This is a genomic window from Ferrovibrio sp. (assembly GCF_036381655.1).
Classification (GTDB): Bacteria; Pseudomonadota; Alphaproteobacteria; order Ferrovibrionales; family Ferrovibrionaceae; genus Ferrovibrio.
The window spans coordinates 43,318-60,152 of the sequence record NZ_DASVCJ010000034.1; the positions used below are offsets into that span (position 1 = coordinate 43,318).

The window sequence follows — 16,835 nt, forward strand, 5'->3', positions numbered from 1 at the left end:
CCGCCGGGCGACCGGCGGGTTTTTTCTTGCACCTTTTCTGTCATCCCGGGCGAGCGCCATTGTGCATGGCGCGAGAGCCGGGATCCGATTTCCGGGGTTGCTGCGCATCGAAGGCGGCGCGGGCGGCGGCGACCGTTTCGCCATATTGCATCGCCCATTCCCAGACGCCGCACAGCGCCTCGGTCAGTTCCATGCCGGCCTTGGTCAGCGCGTAATCGACGCGCGGCGGCACTTCGGCATAGACCTGCCGCACGATGACGCCGTCGCGCTCGAGCTGGCGCAGGGTCTGGGTCAGCATCTTCTGGCTGACACCTTCCAGTTGCGCGCGCAGCCGGGAAAAACGCATGGCGCCGCGCTCGTACAGCTCGTCCATGACGCGCAGGCTCCATTTGTCGCCGAATCGCACCATCAGTTCGCGGACCAGCTCCTCGGTCTCCTTGCTGACCGCGCAGCCGGCATAGGCGCCCGGTTCGGTGACGGCTTCGGTGGCCGCAACGGGAATGGCATTGGTTACTGGCAGGTGGCTAGCGGTCATTGAAAGTGCCTTATTGCTGATCGCATGCGGGGCTCTGTAAGATTTCGCCGATGCGGACAGGATATGCATCGATGAGCGTTCATGCGACCGGCGATTGTTTGTCTGCCGTCACAAAGAGCGGCGATTTACGCGGTCTTGCCTTCGCTCCGATCGGGTATACTTGCTCGCATAAACAGGGGACGATATTCGCCCCGCAATCATAGCACACAACGCTCGCATCGCGGCCTCTCCCGTTGGCCGGCATTGTCCTTTTCTCTTTCCACATCGCCCCAGTGGAGGATTCCATGGCTGTACAATTCACTCTCAACGGCAATCCCGTCACCCTGGATGCCGATCCGGACATGCCGCTGCTCTGGGCGGTGCGCGACGAGATCGGGCTGACCGGCTCGAAATTCGGCTGCGGCAAGGCGCAATGCGGCGCCTGCACCATGCATGTCGACGGCAGCCCGGTGCGCTCCTGCTCGACGCCCCTGAGCGCCGTCGCCGGCAGCAACGTCACCACGATCGAGGGCCTGAACGGCAAGGTGGCCGAGGCGGTGCAGGCCGCCTGGATCAAGCATGAGGTCGCGCAATGCGGCTATTGCCAGTCCGGCCAGATCATGTCGGCGGTGGCGCTGCTGGCCGACAACAACAAGCCGACCGACGACGACATCGACGCGGCGATGCAGGGCAATATCTGCCGCTGCGCCACCTATGTGCGCATCCGCAGCGCGATCCACGACGCCGCCAAGACGCTGCGCGCCTGATTCCTTTTGCAGAAAGGCCTGACCACCATGACCGAGCAGAGCCCGATCACCATGCCCGAGACCAGCCGCCGCCGCTTCCTGCAGGGCAGCGCCGCCATCGCCGCCGGCCTCGTCATCGGCTTCCACTGGATGCCGCGCAATGCCATCGCCGCCACCGCCGCCGGCGCGACGACGGATGGCAGACTCAATCCGCTGGGCGAGACGATGAATGCCTTCATCCGCATCTCGCCGGACAACACCGTCACCGTGTTGTCGAAACATCTGGAAATGGGCCAAGGCACCTATACCGGCCTTGCCACCATCGTCGCCGAGGAACTGGACGCCGACTGGAGCCAGATCCGCACCGAGGGCGCGCCGGCGAACGCCAAGCTGTACAACAATCTCGCCTTCGGCACCGTCCAGGGGACCGGCGGCAGCACGGCGATCGCCAATTCCTACGATCAACTGCGCAAGGCCGGCGCCATGGCGCGCGCCATGCTGATCGCCGCCGCCGCCGAAAAATGGAGCGTGCCGGCCGGCGAGATCACGGTGCAGAAGGGCGTGGTCAGCCATGCCAAATCCGGCAAGGCGGCCAGCTTCGGCGAACTGGCGCAGGATGCCGCCCGGCAGATGCCGCCGACCGAGGTGAAGCTGAAGGATCCGGCGCAGTTCCAGTATATCGGCAAGGCGGTGGCCCGCATCGACGCCCCGGCGAAGAGCACCGGCAAGGCGCAATATGCGCTGGACGTGAAACTGCCCGGCATGCTGATCGCCCAGGTGCAGCATCCGCCGCGCTTCGGCGGCAAGGTGAAAGGCGTCGATGCCAGCAAGGCCAAAAAGGTGCCCGGCGTGGTCGATGTCGTGCAGATTTCGAGCGGCGTCGCGGTGGTCGCCAGGAATTTCTGGGCCGCCACCAAGGGCCGCGAGGCGCTCAGCATCGAATGGGACGACAGCCAGGCCGAGAAGCGCAGCTCGGATCAGATCATGGCCGAGTATCGCGAACTGGCGAAACGGCCCGGCCTGCCGGCGCGCCGCGACGGCGATGTCGATGCGGCCTTCGCCAAGGCCGCCAAGGTGATCGAGGCGACCTACGACTTCCCGTATCTGGCGCATGCGCCGATGGAGCCGCTGGACTGCGTGGTCAAGCTCGATGCCGACGGCGCCGAGATCTGGGCCGGCGATCAGTTCCAGACCATCGACCAGGCCAATGCCGCCCGCGTGCTGGGGCTGAAGCCGGAGCAGGTCAAGATCAACACGCTGTTCGCCGGCGGCAGCTTCGGCCGGCGCGCCAATGCCGTGTCCGACTACGTGGTCGAAGGCGCCGAGATCGCCAAGGCGATCCAGGGCAAGGCGCCGGTCAAGCTGATCTGGACGCGCGAGAACGACATCCAGGGCGGCCGCTACCGCCCGATGTACCATCATGCCATGGCGGCGGCACTGGACGACAAGGGCGAGATCATCGGCTGGCGCCACCGCATCGTCGGCCAGTCGATCATGGCCGGCACGCCCTTCGAACCGGTGATGGTGAAGAACGGCGTCGACGGCACCTCGGTAGAGGGCGCCGCCACCCTGCCCTACGCGATCCCGAACCTGAGCGTCGAATTGCATACCACGCAGGCCGGCGTGCCGGTTCTGTGGTGGCGCTCGGTCGGCAGCACGCATACGGCCTTCGCCACCGAAGTCTTCCTCGACGAGATCGCGCTGGCGACCAACCAGGATCCGCTAAAGCTGCGCCAGAAGCTGCTGAGCGGGCATCCGCGCCACCTGGGAGCGCTCAATCTCGCCGCCGAGAAGGCCAACTGGAGCAGCGCCTTGCCGGCCGGGCGCATGCGCGGCATCGCGGTGCATGAATCCTTCCACTCCTACGTGGCCGAGGTGGCGGAAGTCTCGATCAAGCCGGACGGAAGCTGGCGCATCGAGAAGGTGACGGCGGCGGTCGATTGCGGCGTCGCGGTCAATCCCAACATCATCGCGGCGCAGATCGAGGGCGGCATCGGTTATGGCCTGTCGCCGGTGCTGTTCAACGGCATCTCGCTCAAGGACGGCGTGGTCGAGCAGTCCAACTTCGACGATTACGAAGTGCTGCGCATCGATCAGATGCCGCAGGTGGAGGTGCATATCGTGCCCTCGACCGAGAAGCCGACCGGCGTCGGCGAGCCGGGCGTGCCGCCGATCGCGCCGGCCGTGGCCAACGCGCTGATGGCCGCCACCAAGCAGCGCTTCCGGGCGCTGCCGCTGCCGGCCAAGATCACCTCGGCATAGCACTCGCCCCTCGCGGCACCGAACCGGCGGCAGCGATGCCGCCGGTTTTTATGCGCTGAAATTCAGCAGTGCCCGCCGACGCCACAGCAGCATGGCCAGTCCGCCGCCGCAGCACGACAGCAGGCTCATCAGCCAGTACATGCCGCCGCCATGCGCGGCGAAAAGCGGACCGACCGCGAGCGTCGCCAGGGCCAGCATGGCGCTGTTGCCGGCGACGTAAAGCGTCTGCGCCGTGGCGGACTCGTTCGGCGCGCAGCCCTCCGACAGCAGCCGCATGGCGCCGAGATGCGCGGCGCCGAAAGTCGCCGCATGCAGCAGCTGCAGCAGCGTGAGCAGCAGGTAATCCTCGGCGAAGACGGTCGTACTCCAGCGCACCAGCCCGCCCAGGGCAGCGATGACGAGCAGGCCGGCGCCGCCGAAGCGCACCGGGATGCGCTGGGCGAAGGCGAACAGCACGACCTCGGCGATGACGCCTTCCGCCCAGAGCCAGCCGATCGCCGCATCGCTATGGCCGAGGCTGCGCCAATGCAGCGTGCCGAAGGTGTAAAACGCCGCATGGCTCGCCTGCAGGCAGGCGGTGGTCAGCATGAACAGCAGGAAGGCCGGGCGACGCAACAGGCGCAACAGCGGCAGGCCGGCGCGCGGCTTGTCCAGCGGCAGGCGGATATCCGGCAGCAGGTGGCTGCAGGCGGCCAGCAGCAGAATGCCGCCGACCAACAAGATGTAGATCCACGATTCCGGGCGGCCTTCGAGCCACAGGCCGGCGAGATAGGCCGCCGCCAGGAAGCTGAGACTGCCCCACAGCCGCATGCGACCGTAATTCAACTGGTGCCGCGCCGTCGCCAGCAGGGCGATATTGTCGGTGAAGGGCGTGATCGGCGCCCAGGTGATCGTATGCAGCACCCAGACGATCAGCATGGCCGCGAAACCCTCGACCCAGCCGAATAAAGTCAGCGTCGCCGCGCTGGCCCAGGCGAGCGTGACGATGGCGGCCTTGCGGCGGCCCGAGCGGTCGACGGCATGCGCCGCCAGCGGCCCGGCGATCAGGCGCACCAGGATGCCGACGGAGAGCATGATCGAGATTTCCGTCGGCGTCAGCCCGCGCGAGCGCAGCCAGACCGAGAAGAACGGCAGATAGATGCCAGGCACCACGAACAGCGCGGCATATTGCAGGCTGATGCGCCAGGCCAAGCCGCCATTCGCACTCGTCATCCGAACGCTCCTCAATGCCCAAGAATCGGGCAGCCAAAACTGTTTACAATGTTAGGACAACAGTGTTTACAGTTCCTGATCGCGCAGACAGGGCAACGCGCGATTCCAGGACCAGGGTTCAGGATCAGGGGGGCAAGCCGGATCATGGGCGTCACGACAAGGCCAGGCCGCCAGAGAGTGCCGCGCGGTCATCGGCAGGTTTCAGCACCCTTGATGATCGGAATTTTGTAATGCAGGGTCCGGCTTTCGTAAAAATCGACGGCGTCAGCCTGGTCTATCAGATGGCCAAGGAAGAGACGCTTGCCGTCCAGGACCTTTCGCTCGATATCGAGGAAGGCGAATTCGTCGCCGTGGTCGGGCCGTCGGGTTGCGGAAAATCGACCTTGATGAAGCTGGTCACCGGCCTGCTCGATACCACGGCCGGCATGATCACCATCGGCGGCAGGCCGGTGCAGGGCCCGGTGCAGGGCGTCGGCATGGCCTTCCAGAACTCGACCCTGCTGCCCTGGCGCAGCACGCTCGAGAACGTGATGCTGCCGCTGGAGATCGTCGAGCCGCACAAGCGGCGGCTGCGGCGGGAGAAGAAGGCCTATATCGACCGCGCCATGGCGCTGCTGGAAACGGTCGGGCTCAGCGAGTTCGCGGATAAGTTCCCCTGGCAGCTCTCGGGCGGCATGCAGCAGCGCGCCAATCTCTGCCGCGCCATCATCCATGAGCCACGGCTGCTGATGCTGGACGAGCCTTTCGGCGCCCTGGATGCCTTCACCCGCGAGGAATTATGGGGCGTGATGCAGGCGCTGTGGATGAAAAAGCGCTTCACGGCGATCCTGATCACCCATGACCTGCGCGAAGCCGTCTATCTGGCCGACAAGGTCTTCGTGATGAGCAAGCGGCCCGGCAAGGTGATCCTCAGCCGCCATGTCGACATCCCGCGCCCGCGGACGCTGGACACCACCTTCGAGCCGCATTTCGGCGCCATCGTGCATGAACTGCGCGATCATATCCATGACGTGAGGTCGTCGTGAACCGCGATAAGGCCCTGCAGCGGGCCATGCCCTGGCTGGTCACGGTCGCCCTGTTCGCCTTCTGGGAATTGTTCTGCATCGTAACCGGCATCGATCAGGTCATCCTGCCGCGGCCGAGCGTGGTCTTCGTGACGCTGGTGAAATTCGCGCCGCAGATCATGCATCATTCCCTGCAGACGCTGTTCACCACCACGGTCGGCTTCGTGGTGGGCGTGGTGGGCGGCGCGCTGCTCGGGGTCGCCATCGGGGCGTCGCGGCTGGTCTATAACGGGCTGTATCCCGTGCTGATCGGCTTCAACTCGATCCCGAAGGTCGCCGTGGTGCCGGTGCTGGTGATCTGGTTCGGCATCGGCACCGTGCCGGCGATCGTGACGGCTTTCGTCATCTCCTTCTTCCCGATCGTCGTCAACGTCGCCACCGGCCTTGCCACCATCGAGCCGGAATTGCGCGACGTGCTGCGCTCGCTGGGGGCAACAAAGCTTGAAATACTGACCAAAATTGGACTTCCGCGGGCGATGCCCTATCTTTTCGCCTCGCTGAAGATCGCGATCACGCTGGCTTTCGTCGGCTCGGTGATCGCCGAGACGGTCGCCTCCAACGAGGGCATCGGCTACCTGATGCTGTCGGCCTCTTCGAGCTATAATGTGCCGCTCGTCTTCGCCGGCCTGATCGTGGTGGCGGTGATGGGCGTGCTGATGTACGCGGTGGCGGTCTGGTTCGAGCGCCGCATGACCGGCTGGGCCTTCCGCGGCAGCGATTTGATGACCTGATCTGTCCCGGCAAGGCCGGGCGGCGGAAACCGGAGTTTGCCATGTCCGAACCGGTACGGTTTGTATGCAGCGGACAGGTGGTGACGGTCGGGCGCGATGTGCCCCACACCATGACGGTGCTGGACTATCTGCGCCGTCAACTGCGCCGCACCGGCACCAAGGAAGGCTGCGCCGAGGGCGATTGCGGCGCCTGCACGGTGGTGATCGGCGAACTCTCCGACGGCGGCGGCCTGCGCTATCGCGCGGTGAATGCCTGCATCCTGTTCGTACACCAGCTTGACGGCAAGGCGCTGTTCACCGTCGAGGATCTCGCCGAGGGAGAGAAGCTGCATCCGGTGCAGCAGGCCATGGTCGATGCCCATGGCTCGCAATGCGGCTTCTGCACGCCGGGCTTCGTCATGTCGCTGTTCGCCTATTTCCATCAGCATGCGGCGCCGGACGATGACAGCCTCAAGGACGCCCTGGCCGGCAACCTCTGCCGCTGCACCGGCTACCGACCGATCCTGGAAGCCGGCCGCCGCATGTTCGAGCTGGCGCAGGACGACCGCTTCAGCCGCGCAGAAGCGGCACTAGCGGCGCAACTGGCAGGTCTCAAGCGCAGCCGCATGCTGCGCCACTCGACCGCGGCCGGCGAATTCATCGCGCCGGGCAGCATCGCGGAACTGGCCGAGGTGCTGGCGGGCCGGCCGCAGGGCGAGACCTGGATTCTCGCCGGCGGAACCGATGTCGGGTTGTGGGTGACCAAGCAGCGGCGCAGCCCGCGCAGCATCGTGTATCTCGGCCGCGTCGCCGAATTGCAACGCATCGCGGATCACGGCGATCGGATCGAGATCGGCGCCGGCGTCACCTACAAGGATGCCTTCGCCGCCATCCAGGCATTGCATCCCGAATTCGCCCGCATGCTGCGCCGGCTCGGCTCCGAGCAGATCCGCAATTCCGGCACGCTGGGCGGCAATGTCGCCAATGGCTCGCCGATCGGCGACAGCATGCCGGCGATGATCGCTCTCGGCGCCACGGTGCAGTTGCGCAGCAGGTCCGGCAGCCGCAGCCTGGCGCTGGAGGATTTCTATCTCGGCTATCGCAAGACGGCCCTACAGGCGGGCGAATTCGTCGAAAGCGTCACCGTGATGAAGCCGAAGACGGACAGCCGCTTCGCGGTTTACAAGCTGTCCAAGCGTTTCGATCAGGACATTTCCGCCGTGCTCGGCGCCTTCCACGTCATTCTCGATGGCGGGCAGGTCGCCGGCGCGCGCATCGGCTTCGGCGGCATGGCCGCCGTGCCGGCGCGAGCGCGCAAGACCGAAGCGGCGCTGTTGGGCAGGCGCCTTGCCGAGGCCGAGATCGCGCCGGCAGTGGCGGCGCTGGCCGAGGATTTCCAGCCGCTCAGCGACATGCGGGCGTCCAGTACGTATCGCCTGCTGGCGGCGCAGAACCTGCTGCGCAAATTCTGCGCGGAGGTGAATGAGGGCCGCCGGATCGGCGTGGAGGCTGCGCAATGACCTCCTTCGCCAGCAGGCCGATCAAACATGACAGCGCGCCGAAGCATGTCGCCGGCGCGGCGCGCTATATCGACGACCTGCCGGAGCCGGAAGGCCTTTTGCATGCCGCGCTGCATCTGAGCGAGCGCACCCATGCGAGGATCAGGAAGATCGACTTGTCGAAAGCCCTCTGCCTGCCCGGCGTGCGCGCGGCCATCACGGTTGCCGATGTGCCGGGCGATCCCGACATCGCGCCGGTGGTGCGGCCGGAGCCGGTGCTGGCGAAAGACGTCGTCGAATTCCACGGCCAGCCGGTGGCGGCGATTGCGGCCGACGATCTTGCCACCGCCCGGCGCGCCGCCAGGCTGGTCGAGGTCGAATATGAGGACCTGCCGGCCGTGCTCGATATCGCCGAGGCGGTCGAGAAGGACATACTGCTGCTGCCGCCGATCAAGCTGCAGCGCGGCGATGCCGGGGCGGCGATTGCCCGGGCGCCGCACAAGCTGAGCGGCGAGTTGCGCCTCGGCGGCCAGGATCATTTCTATCTCGAAGGCCAGGTCAGCCTTGCCGAGCCGCGCGAAGACGGCGACATGATGCTGCGCTGCTCGACCCAGCATCCGACCGAGGTACAGAAGCTGGTGGCCCGCGTGCTGGGCAAGCCGCAGCATAGCGTCACCGTCGAGTGCCGGCGCATGGGCGGCGGATTCGGCGGCAAGGAGACGCAGGCGGCGCAATTCGCCTGCATTGCCGCCGTGCTGGCGCAGCGCACCCGGCGTCCGGTCAAGCTGCGGCTCGACCGCGACGAGGACATGATCGCCACCGGCAAGCGCCATGATTTCCTCGCGCGCTACAATGTCGGCTTCGACGATGACGGCCGCATTCTGGGCAACGACCTTCTGCTCGCCGGCCGCGGCGGCTGGGCGGCCGACCTGACCGGCGCCGTGGTCGACCGCGCCGCCTTCCACGCCGATTCCAGCTATTACTTCCCTGCTGTCTCGATCACCGGCCTGAGCTGCAAGACCAACACGGTATCGAACACGGCCTTCCGCGGCTTCGGCGGGCCGCAGGGCATGGCGGCGACGGAATATGTCATCGACGAGATCGCGCGCTATCTCGGCCGCGATCCGCTCGACATCCGCCTGATCAACCTGTACGGCAAGACCGAACGCAACATCACGCCTTACCATCAGCCGATCAAGGACAACATCCTGCCGGAACTGTTCGAGCAATTGCTCGCCAGTAGCGACTATCGGCAGCGGCGAAACGAGATTGCCGCCTTCAATGCCCAAAGCCGGCATCTGAAGAAGGGGCTGGCGCTGACGCCGGTGAAGTTCGGCATCTCCTTCACGACGAGTTTTCTCAACCAGGCTGGCGCGCTGGTGCTGATCTACGAGGACGGCTCGGTGCAGCTCAATCACGGCGGCACCGAGATGGGCCAGGGCGTCTACATCAAAGTGGCGCAGGTGGTCGCCGAAGTGTTCGGCATCGGACTGGAGCGCATCCGGATCACCGCGACCCGCACCGACAAGGTGCCGAACACGTCGGCGACCGCCGCCTCCTCCGGCGCCGATCTGAACGGCAAGGCGGCGGAAGAGGCGGCGCTGATCCTGCGCCGGAGGCTGGCCGACATCGCGGCGCCGCTGCTCGATACCTCGGCCGATCAGGTGGTTTTCGCCGATGGCGAGGTGCGCGGCGGCGGCAGGGCGCTGCCCTTCGCCGAGGTCGTGCATCAGGCCTATCTCGCCCGCGTGCCGCTCTCGGCCAACGGCTTCTATGCCACGCCGGATATCCATTTCGATCGCGCCAACGGCCGGGGCGAGCCTTTCTACTACTTCGCCTATGGCGTGGCAGCCACGGAAGCGCTGCTCGACTGCTTCACCGGCGAATACCGCTTTACGCGCGCGGATCTGCTGCATGATTGCGGCCAGTCGCTCAATCCGGCGATCGATCTCGGCCAGATCGAGGGCGGCTACCTGCAGGGCCTGGGCTGGCTCACCATGGAGGAATTGTGGTGGGACGACAAAGGCCGCCTGCGCACCCATGCCCCCAGCACCTACAAGATTCCGACCGCGCGCGACCTGCCGGCGGATTTCCGCGTGCAGATGCTGGCCGGCCATCCCAACCCGGCCAATACCGTCTACCGCTCCAAGGCGGTCGGCGAGCCGCCCTTGATGCTGGCGATCTCCGGCTGGCTGGCCCTGAAGGATGCCGCCTGCGCAGCCGCCGGCGGGCGCAGGGTTCGCCTCGATGCACCAGCGACGCCGGAGCGCGTGCTGCTGGCCATCGAGGCGGCGAAACGGCAGGCGGCGAGGCCGGCCAACGCGGTGGCGGCGAAATGAGCGCGAACTGGCTGAATGCCCTGGCCGAATGCGAGCGCGCCGGAGAGGCCGCCGTGCTCGTCACCGTGGCCGCCGTGGACGGCTCGGCGCCGCGCGAGGCCGGCACCAAGATGGTGGTGACCGCCGACGGCTTCACCGGCACGATTGGCGGCGGCGAGCTGGAATTCCGCGCCATCGAGATCGCCCGCTACATGCTGGCCGGCAAACAGGGACCGAGCCTGCGCAAATTCCCGCTCGGGCCGGCCTTGGGCCAGTGCTGCGGCGGCCATGTCACATTGCTGTTCGAACCGCAGCGGCAGGATCTCTTCACCGTGGCGCTGTTCGGCGCCGGCCATGTCGGCAAGGCCCTGGTGCAGGCGCTCTCGATCCTGCCCTGCCGCGTGCGCTGGTTCGACCCCCGGCCGGATGCCTTCCCCGATCATGTCCCGCCCGGTGTCGAGGTCGAGGTAACCAATGCGCCGGAACGCGAGATCGCCGGCCTGCCCGATGGTGCCTGGCTGCTGATCATGACGCATAGCCATGCGCTCGATCTCGGCATCGCCGCCAAGGCGCTGCAGGAAGACCGCTTTGCCTATGTCGGCCTGATCGGCTCGGCGACCAAGCGCGCGCGGTTCGAGAAGCGTTTCCGCGAACTGGGCCTGAGCGAGGCGCAGATCGCCAGGCTGACCTGCCCGATCGGCATCGACGGCATCTCGGGCAAGCACCCGGGCGACATCGCCATCGCGACCGCGGCGCAGCTCCTGCGCCTGCGCGAAGCGCAGCGGCAGGCCTTGCGCGTGGTGGACGAAAGCGCGGCCTGAGCCTCAGCCGAGCGCGAAGCGCACCAGATCATCCATGCCGGGACCGACGCCATCCGGCTCCACTCCCAGCTCCTCGACCGGCTGCTTGGCGCGATTTAACCAGAAGGTCGGATAGCCGAACAGCTTGGCCCCGGCGACATCCCAGCCGGCGAAGGCGGCGAAGAGGATTTCCTCGCGCTTCAGGCCGAGGGCGTCGATGCCCATCTGATAGGTCCGCGGATGCGGCTTGTAGAGCCGAACGGCATCGACGCTGAGGCTATGTTCGAAAAATCCCTCCAGCCCGGCATTGCGGGTGTTGGTTTCCAGCATGGCCGGCGTGAAGTTGTTCAAGTAGGCCAGCCGGATGCCGGCCGCCTTCAGGCGCATCAGCGCCGGTTTGACGTCGGGCCAGGCCTGCAATTGCAGGAAGCCGTTGACCAGGGCGGCGCGCTTGTCCGCCGTCAGGTCCAAGTGCAGGGATTTCGCGGCAAAGACGAGCGCTTCCTCGATCACGCCGAGGAAATCGCGATACTGCTCGGCGGCGGTACGCAGCCAGGTGTACTCGAATATCTTGGTCCGCCACAGATTGGCCAGTTCGTTGCCGTGTCCGGGAAACACCGTCTCCGCCCGGGCGAAAACCGGGCGCGGATCGAAAATGGGGAATCCGTCGAAAGCGATGGCCTTGATCTTCGTCGCCGCGCGGGCCGTGCGCGGCGCCGTTCCGGCAAGGGCGGCCGTTGCCAGCACGGCCGACGCGGATTGCAGGAATTCACGGCGATTTGATGACATGGGGATCCTCTTCAAACGGTAGCTTGGCGACCTCGCAACAGGCTAAGCGAGCGCGAGGCTTGGCGACATTCGCCCCATTCGCAATTCAGAATTCGGCAGCTCGGAAGATTCCATGGACCGTCTGGACGAAATGACCCTGCTTCTGGCCATCGCCGAAACCGGCAGTCTGGCGGCGGCGGGACGCCTTACGGGCCGCGCTCCATCCAGCGTCAGCCGCATTCTCGACGATCTGGAACACCGGCTCGGCGTTCGCCTGGTCGAGCGCAGCACGCGACGGCTGGCGATGACGGAACGGGGCCGCCGCTTCGTCGAACATGCGCGCCGGCTGACCGCCGATTTCGAGTTCGCCATGCGCGACATCCGCGACGACCGCGCAAGCCCGCGCGGCCATCTGCGGATTTCCGCCCCGAATGTCTTCGGCCGGCGCTATCTCGCGCCGGCGCTGGCGGAATTTCTCGAGCTATCCGGATGTTTCCGCCGCGCTGATGCTGGAGGACCGCGTCGCCGACCTGCAGGATGGCAGGACCGACATAGCCCTACGCATCGGCAATCCGGGCAGCGTCAGCCTGATCGGCCGCAGGATCGGCGAGGTGCGGAAGATCATGGTGGCAAGTCCGGCCTATCTCGCCCGGCACGGCATTCCCGCCTGCGCAAGGGATTTGATGGCGCATCAGGCGATCCTGTTCACCAATGACGCCAACCGCTCCGACCGCAACATCGCCGGGCCGGCAAGCGGACGGGCGGCGATTCCGCTGCGCGGCCGGTTCCGCGTCAACAAGGCCGAGGCCGCAATCGACGCGGCGCTGGACGGGCGCGGCATTCTTCGGGTCCTGTCCTATCAGGTCGTCCCGGATATCGAGGCCGGCCGCCTGCAGCGGCTGCTGCCGGAACTCGAGCCGGCGCCGATTCCCGTGCAGCTCGTCTTTCCCAGTGCGCTGGCGATGACCGGCAGCCTGCGGGCCTTTCTCGATTTCGCCGCCCCGCGGCTGGCCGCCTTGCCGGTCCTTGCCCCGTTGCCCGATGCCGCCCATCGCATCGCAAGAAGCGGATAGCGGTCGACGGTGTTGCAGCCGATATCAGGAGCCTGACAACAACGGGCTCCTGCTTCATGGCTACGCTTCCTTCCGCCTTCCGCCGCCTCGCCTGGTCCAACCTGGCCGCGCAATCGGCCGAGCAGATCGGCCTTGCCAGCGCGCCAATCCTGGCCGTGCTGGCGCTCGGCGCCGATGCCGGCGAGACCGGCATCCTGCAGACGGCGCAGACGCTTCCTTTCCTGCTGCTTTCGATCCCGGCCGGCATTTTGGCCGACCGCGTCTCGCGGCCGCGCCTGATGGCCGGGGCCGAGGCTTTGCGGGTCGCGGCCTTCCTTGCCATCGTCATCCTCGCCATGACCGGCCGGCTCAGCCTGCCGGCGCTGGCGCTGCTCGGCTTCGTCGGCGCCGCCGGCACGGTCGCGTACGGCATCGCCGCGCCGGCGCTGGTTCCGGCATTGGTTGCGCGCGGCAGCCTGGCGCTGGCCAACCGCTGGATCGAACTGGCCCGCACCGTCGCCTTCACCGCCGGACCGAGCCTGGGCGGCCTGCTGGTCGGCTGGATCGGCGGTGGCCCGGCCTTCGGGATCGCCGCGGCCCTCTCCCTCGCCGCCGTGCTGCTGCTCGCGGGCCTGCGCGAGCCGCCCCGCAACGCCAAGGCCAGCCGCGCCATCATGAAGGACCTCGCCGAAGGGGCCGGCTTCGTGCTGCATCACCCCCTGCTGATGCCCATCCTGCTCACCCAGGTCATCTTCAACATCGCCTTCTTCATCCTGCAGGCCGCCTATGCGCCCTATGCGCTCGGCCATCTCGGATTGTCCGCTTCGCAGGTCGGGCTGACGCTGGCCTGCTACGGCTTCGGCATGGTGACGGGCGCGCTGCTGGCGCCGCGGATCATGGAACGGCTCAGCTTCGGCGCCGTCATCGGCATCGGACCGGTTTCCGGCTTTGTCGCCGCGGGCGTCATGCTGGCGACGCTCTGGCTGCCGGGCTTCCAGCTGGCCTGTACCAGCTTCTTCCTCATGGGCGCCGGCCCGATCCTGTGGGTGATCAGCACGACCACCCTGCGGCAAAGCGTTACGCCCCCGGCCATGCTCGGCCGCGTCTCGGCCATCAATTCGCTGGCCTATGGCGCGCGCCCGGTCGGCGCCGCCATCGGCACCCTGGTCGGCGGCGCTTTCGGCGCCGAAGCCTGCCTGATCGCGACGGCGATCGGCTTCCTGGCCCAGATGCTGCTCATCCTGGCCTCGCCGGCGACGCGCCTGGCGCTGCCGCCCGAGCTTCAACCGGCCGAATGATCACAGGCCGAGAATCCTGAGCTGGTCTTCCAGTTCGGACCGGCTGAGCGGATAATCGGTGCCGTTGCGGGCGTTCAGCATCATGCGCGGCGGCACCCGGGCCATATCGCGCTGGATCATCACGGCAGTGCGCATGCTGAACTTGGCGCGCCAGACCAGAGCCGTGATCAGGCGGCCGTTGCGCGCCTCGAAAGTCTTCTGGATCACCGACAGCGGGATACGGCCGTTCTGCATCAGGCATTGCAGCACGAAATTGCGGTCGTTGCGTTCGATCGCCTCCTGCACGGCATCGTTGTCGAGCTTGCCGGCCTTGATCAGCGCTTTGACCTTGGCCTGGGCTTCGTCCATCGGCATGATCGCGCCGCGCTCGGCATCCTTCTCGCCATCCAGCTTCACATCGAGGCGCTCTTCCATCACATGGCGGACTTCCGCCAGGGTATCCAATGTCAGATCGGTGCGGGCGGCGAGCCTTTTCAGCAGCGAAGCGGCGACGAAGCCGGCGATCCGCTTCGCCGCTCCGCCCGGCAGATTGGGCCGCTGCACCAGCGGCTCGTGCCAGGGCTCGACGCTGGGCGCGGCATCCAGGATGAGATCGAGCGTCTCCTCGCGGATCTGCGCCGAGCCATTGGCCAGCAGGGCCGCCACGGCGGAGACGTCGCGGGTGGTGGCGATGGCGTCCGATACGCTGGCGGACAGGCCGACGCGGCGGGCGATGGCCGCCAGAGCGCCGGACTGGGCGGCGCCGGCGACGATCTCGCGCAGATCGTCGTCGGTCAACAACGGCGAGAATTGCAGCACCGGGGTCGAGACGATCAGTTCGACATCCTTCGCAAGCTGCTTGACGATGTGATGCGGCACGTTGTCGGCGGCCTTCAGCGCTTCCGACAGCGCGGCGCGGATGCGGGTCAGCTCGTCGCGGGCGAGCAGCTCCAGCGTCTGGATTGCGTATTCGCGCGCCTTGCCGGCCTCGTCGTCGGGCAGGTCCGGCAGCAACCGCGCCACTTTTTCGGCCAGCCGGTGCCGTACTTCCTCGGATGCGTCGTTGGCGAGCAGGATATGCGCCTGTGCCGGCGTCGCCTCGTTTTCAGCGATGGCGCGGCGCACTTCCTCGGCCTGATCGACGGCAAGGTAGTAGAGGATTTCCGGCTGGATGTCCGCGCGCCGGGCCAGCTTGAGCCGCACGGCGGGATCGGGCGACGCCGCCAGCGCCTTGGCCGTATCGTAATCGATGGACTTGTCGCTCACGCCGCCGCCTCGCCGCCGTCATCGGGAAGCGCTGCGATGAAGCTGCGCCCCTTGCCGCCCTTCTTGGCCGCATACATCGCCTCGTCGGCGCGGCTGATCAGCGCCTCCGTCGTCTCCAGCCGGTCGAGTCGGGAAAAGACGGCGCCGATGGAGAAGCCGAACGGAAAGCCTTCGACGCCGTAGCTCGCATCGAGCGTCCGCGCCGCCTCATGCAGCCGCTGCGCGATCGAATCGGCGGCGGCGCGGTCGCTCTCCTCCAGCCAGATCAGGAATTCGTCGCCGCCGATGCGCGAGGCAAGATCGACGCCGCGCAAGCTGCGCTGCATGATCTCCGCCACCGCTTTCAGCACCTCATCGCCGACCTGATGGCCGCGCTGATCGTTCACCTTCTTGAAATTGTCGAGGTCGAAATAGATCAGCGTACCGCGCCGCCTGTTGTGCAGATGACGCCCAAGGCGTTTCTCCACCTCGGCGAGGAAAGCGCGGCGGTTCAGCAGCCCGGTCAAAGCGTCGGTGTTGGCCAGCCGGTTCAGCTTCTTGTGGGCGCGCCGCAGGGCATCGACGCGCTCGCGCGCCTCGGTGACGTCGCGCGCCACCCCACGCACGCCCTGCCACTCCCCCTTGCTGTCGCGCACCGGCAGGCAGGAGACCTCGAAGCAGCCGATGGTGCCGTCCTTGCGCCGCAGGAAAACCTCGGCGCCGTCGAGCGGCGCGCGAGCCTCGAAGGGCCAGACGCTCGGCGCCGGCGTTTCCGGATCGTCCGGCACCGCCAGCATGCGGGCGCTTCGCCCTTCCAGTTCGCGCGCGCTGTAGCCCAGCGCACCGCGCGGGGAAACGAAGCCGAAGCTGCCATCCGCTTTGGTCTCCCAGGCGAAATCGGTCGAGCAGGTAACGAGATCCTTGAAGAGCTGACGCGACTGCATCAGCGCCTGGATCAGGTTGCGCTCCAGCGTTCCGTCGCGGCCGAGCAGCAGGAGGCAGCGGCCGCTACCGGCCGCCGGATATGGTGTCAACGTCACTTGCAGGCTGGCGGCGGCACGACCGGCAGCGGCGGGCAGATCGACATGCTCCTGACGCGCTTTGCCATCCTCGAGGCAGGCGGCGACAGCCGCGGCCAGGGCGGACAGCTGGCCAGCCGCCAAAGCGGCGACAAGCGGATCGGCGGCCGCATTGGCCTTTATCACCGCCCCGCCGTTGCCGAACAGCATGGCCGGGCCCGGATAAGCGGGAAGCAAGGCGACCAGCGCAGCAGCGCCGGCTTCGCCTTCAACCGATACTCCCGCGTCCATTGCAACGCCCTCCTCAACCAGACACTCGCCATTTTAGCCGCAAGGCCCTATCCTGCGA

Annotated in this window: 14 protein-coding genes and 1 pseudogene; 10 read left to right on the top strand and 5 right to left on the bottom strand. The window is 66.9% G+C overall.

Annotation, left to right across the window (positions count from 1 at the left end):
* Positions 1-40: 40 nt before the first annotated feature.
* Positions 41-535, bottom strand: a complete 495-nt coding sequence (locus VF194_RS07020) for a helix-turn-helix domain-containing protein (protein WP_330889419.1) — start codon at positions 533-535, stop codon at positions 41-43.
* Between the two features lie 284 nt (positions 536-819).
* On the opposite strand from VF194_RS07020, the gene VF194_RS07025 reads away from it, so the two are divergent.
* Both VF194_RS07025 and VF194_RS07030 read left to right on the top strand, forming a co-directional pair.
* On the top strand, positions 820-1,281 hold the full coding sequence (locus VF194_RS07025; RefSeq protein ID WP_330889421.1) for a (2Fe-2S)-binding protein: 462 nt from the start codon (positions 820-822) through the stop codon (positions 1,279-1,281).
* 27 nt (positions 1,282-1,308) lie between these two features.
* A complete protein-coding gene (locus tag VF194_RS07030; RefSeq protein WP_330889423.1) occupies positions 1,309-3,522 on the top strand; it encodes a xanthine dehydrogenase family protein molybdopterin-binding subunit in 2,214 nt (737 codons plus the stop codon).
* Between the two features lie 48 nt (positions 3,523-3,570).
* On the opposite strand, the gene VF194_RS07035 is transcribed toward VF194_RS07030, so the two are convergent.
* Positions 3,571-4,734, bottom strand: coding sequence for an MFS transporter (locus VF194_RS07035; protein ID WP_330889425.1), 1,164 nt, complete (start codon positions 4,732-4,734; stop codon positions 3,571-3,573).
* A gap of 230 nt (positions 4,735-4,964) precedes the next feature.
* Between VF194_RS07035 and VF194_RS07040 the strand changes: the two genes are divergently transcribed.
* Genes VF194_RS07040 through xdhC form a run of 5 tightly spaced genes read left to right on the top strand, consistent with a single transcriptional unit; the run spans position 4,965 to position 11,146 of the window.
* Complete coding sequence (locus VF194_RS07040; protein ID WP_330889427.1) at positions 4,965-5,759, top strand: ABC transporter ATP-binding protein; 795 nt, start codon at positions 4,965-4,967, stop codon at positions 5,757-5,759.
* Positions 5,756-6,529, top strand: a complete 774-nt coding sequence (locus VF194_RS07045) for an ABC transporter permease (protein ID WP_330889429.1) — start codon at positions 5,756-5,758, stop codon at positions 6,527-6,529. Before VF194_RS07040 ends, VF194_RS07045 begins: the two co-directional genes overlap by 4 nt.
* A gap of 41 nt (positions 6,530-6,570) precedes the next feature.
* Positions 6,571-8,028 (top strand): xanthine dehydrogenase small subunit, encoded by a 1,458-nt coding sequence (gene xdhA / locus VF194_RS07050; protein WP_330889431.1) that lies wholly within the window; start codon positions 6,571-6,573, stop codon positions 8,026-8,028.
* Entirely contained in the window at positions 8,025-10,346 is a 2,322-nt protein-coding gene (gene xdhB / locus VF194_RS07055) for a xanthine dehydrogenase molybdopterin binding subunit (RefSeq protein WP_330889433.1), read from the top strand. Before xdhA ends, xdhB begins: the two co-directional genes overlap by 4 nt.
* Positions 10,343-11,146 (top strand): xanthine dehydrogenase accessory protein XdhC, encoded by an 804-nt coding sequence (xdhC, locus tag VF194_RS07060; protein WP_330889435.1) that lies wholly within the window; start codon positions 10,343-10,345, stop codon positions 11,144-11,146. The genes xdhB and xdhC overlap by 4 nt, the downstream gene beginning before the upstream one ends.
* 3 nt (positions 11,147-11,149) lie before the next feature.
* Here xdhC and VF194_RS07065 read toward each other — a convergent pair whose 3' ends face one another.
* Positions 11,150-11,914, bottom strand: coding sequence for a haloacid dehalogenase type II (locus VF194_RS07065; RefSeq protein ID WP_330889438.1), 765 nt, complete (start codon positions 11,912-11,914; stop codon positions 11,150-11,152).
* Positions 11,915-12,044: 130 nt separating this feature from the next.
* On the opposite strand from VF194_RS07065, the pseudogene VF194_RS19780 reads away from it, so the two are divergent.
* The 3 genes and pseudogenes from VF194_RS19780 to VF194_RS07080 all read left to right on the top strand — a co-directional run.
* A pseudogene (locus VF194_RS19780) lies at positions 12,045-12,155 on the top strand (helix-turn-helix domain-containing protein); the annotation flags it as partial.
* A 169-nt stretch (positions 12,156-12,324) separates the two neighbouring features.
* Entirely contained in the window at positions 12,325-12,966 is a 642-nt protein-coding gene (locus VF194_RS07075; protein ID WP_330889442.1) for a LysR substrate-binding domain-containing protein, read from the top strand.
* A 56-nt stretch (positions 12,967-13,022) separates the two neighbouring features.
* Positions 13,023-14,243 (top strand): MFS transporter, encoded by a 1,221-nt coding sequence (locus tag VF194_RS07080; protein WP_330889444.1) that lies wholly within the window; start codon positions 13,023-13,025, stop codon positions 14,241-14,243.
* Here the strand turns inward: VF194_RS07080 and VF194_RS07085 are convergent, their stop codons facing one another.
* Positions 14,244-15,488 carry a DUF2336 domain-containing protein gene (locus tag VF194_RS07085; RefSeq protein ID WP_330889446.1) on the bottom strand — a complete coding sequence of 415 codons (1,245 nt, stop codon included), beginning with the start codon at positions 15,486-15,488 and terminating at the stop codon, positions 14,244-14,246.
* On the bottom strand, positions 15,485-16,777 hold the full coding sequence (locus VF194_RS07090) for a sensor domain-containing diguanylate cyclase (protein ID WP_330889448.1): 1,293 nt from the start codon (positions 16,775-16,777) through the stop codon (positions 15,485-15,487). The genes VF194_RS07085 and VF194_RS07090 overlap by 4 nt, the downstream gene beginning before the upstream one ends.
* Between the last annotated feature and the right edge of the window lie 58 nt (positions 16,778-16,835).

Bases quoted from the DNA above. Each gene is read 5' to 3' on its own strand.
- VF194_RS07020 (WP_330889419.1), bottom strand. From the start codon at position 535: ATGACCGCTAGCCACCTGCCAGTAACCAATGCCATTCCCGTTGCGGCC.
- VF194_RS07025 (WP_330889421.1), top strand. From the start codon at position 820: ATGGCTGTACAATTCACTCTCAACGGCAATCCCGTCACCCTGGATGCC.
- VF194_RS07030 (WP_330889423.1), top strand. From the start codon at position 1,309: ATGACCGAGCAGAGCCCGATCACCATGCCCGAGACCAGCCGCCGCCGC.
- VF194_RS07035 (WP_330889425.1), bottom strand. From the start codon at position 4,734: ATGACGAGTGCGAATGGCGGCTTGGCCTGGCGCATCAGCCTGCAATAT.
- VF194_RS07040 (WP_330889427.1), top strand. From the start codon at position 4,965: ATGCAGGGTCCGGCTTTCGTAAAAATCGACGGCGTCAGCCTGGTCTAT.
- xdhA (WP_330889431.1), top strand. From the start codon at position 6,571: ATGTCCGAACCGGTACGGTTTGTATGCAGCGGACAGGTGGTGACGGTC.
- xdhB (WP_330889433.1), top strand. From the start codon at position 8,025: ATGACCTCCTTCGCCAGCAGGCCGATCAAACATGACAGCGCGCCGAAG.
- xdhC (WP_330889435.1), top strand. From the start codon at position 10,343: ATGAGCGCGAACTGGCTGAATGCCCTGGCCGAATGCGAGCGCGCCGGA.
- VF194_RS07065 (WP_330889438.1), bottom strand. From the start codon at position 11,914: ATGTCATCAAATCGCCGTGAATTCCTGCAATCCGCGTCGGCCGTGCTG.
- VF194_RS07075 (WP_330889442.1), top strand. From the start codon at position 12,325: ATGTCTTCGGCCGGCGCTATCTCGCGCCGGCGCTGGCGGAATTTCTCG.
- VF194_RS07080 (WP_330889444.1), top strand. From the start codon at position 13,023: ATGGCTACGCTTCCTTCCGCCTTCCGCCGCCTCGCCTGGTCCAACCTG.
- VF194_RS07090 (WP_330889448.1), bottom strand. From the start codon at position 16,777: ATGGACGCGGGAGTATCGGTTGAAGGCGAAGCCGGCGCTGCTGCGCTG.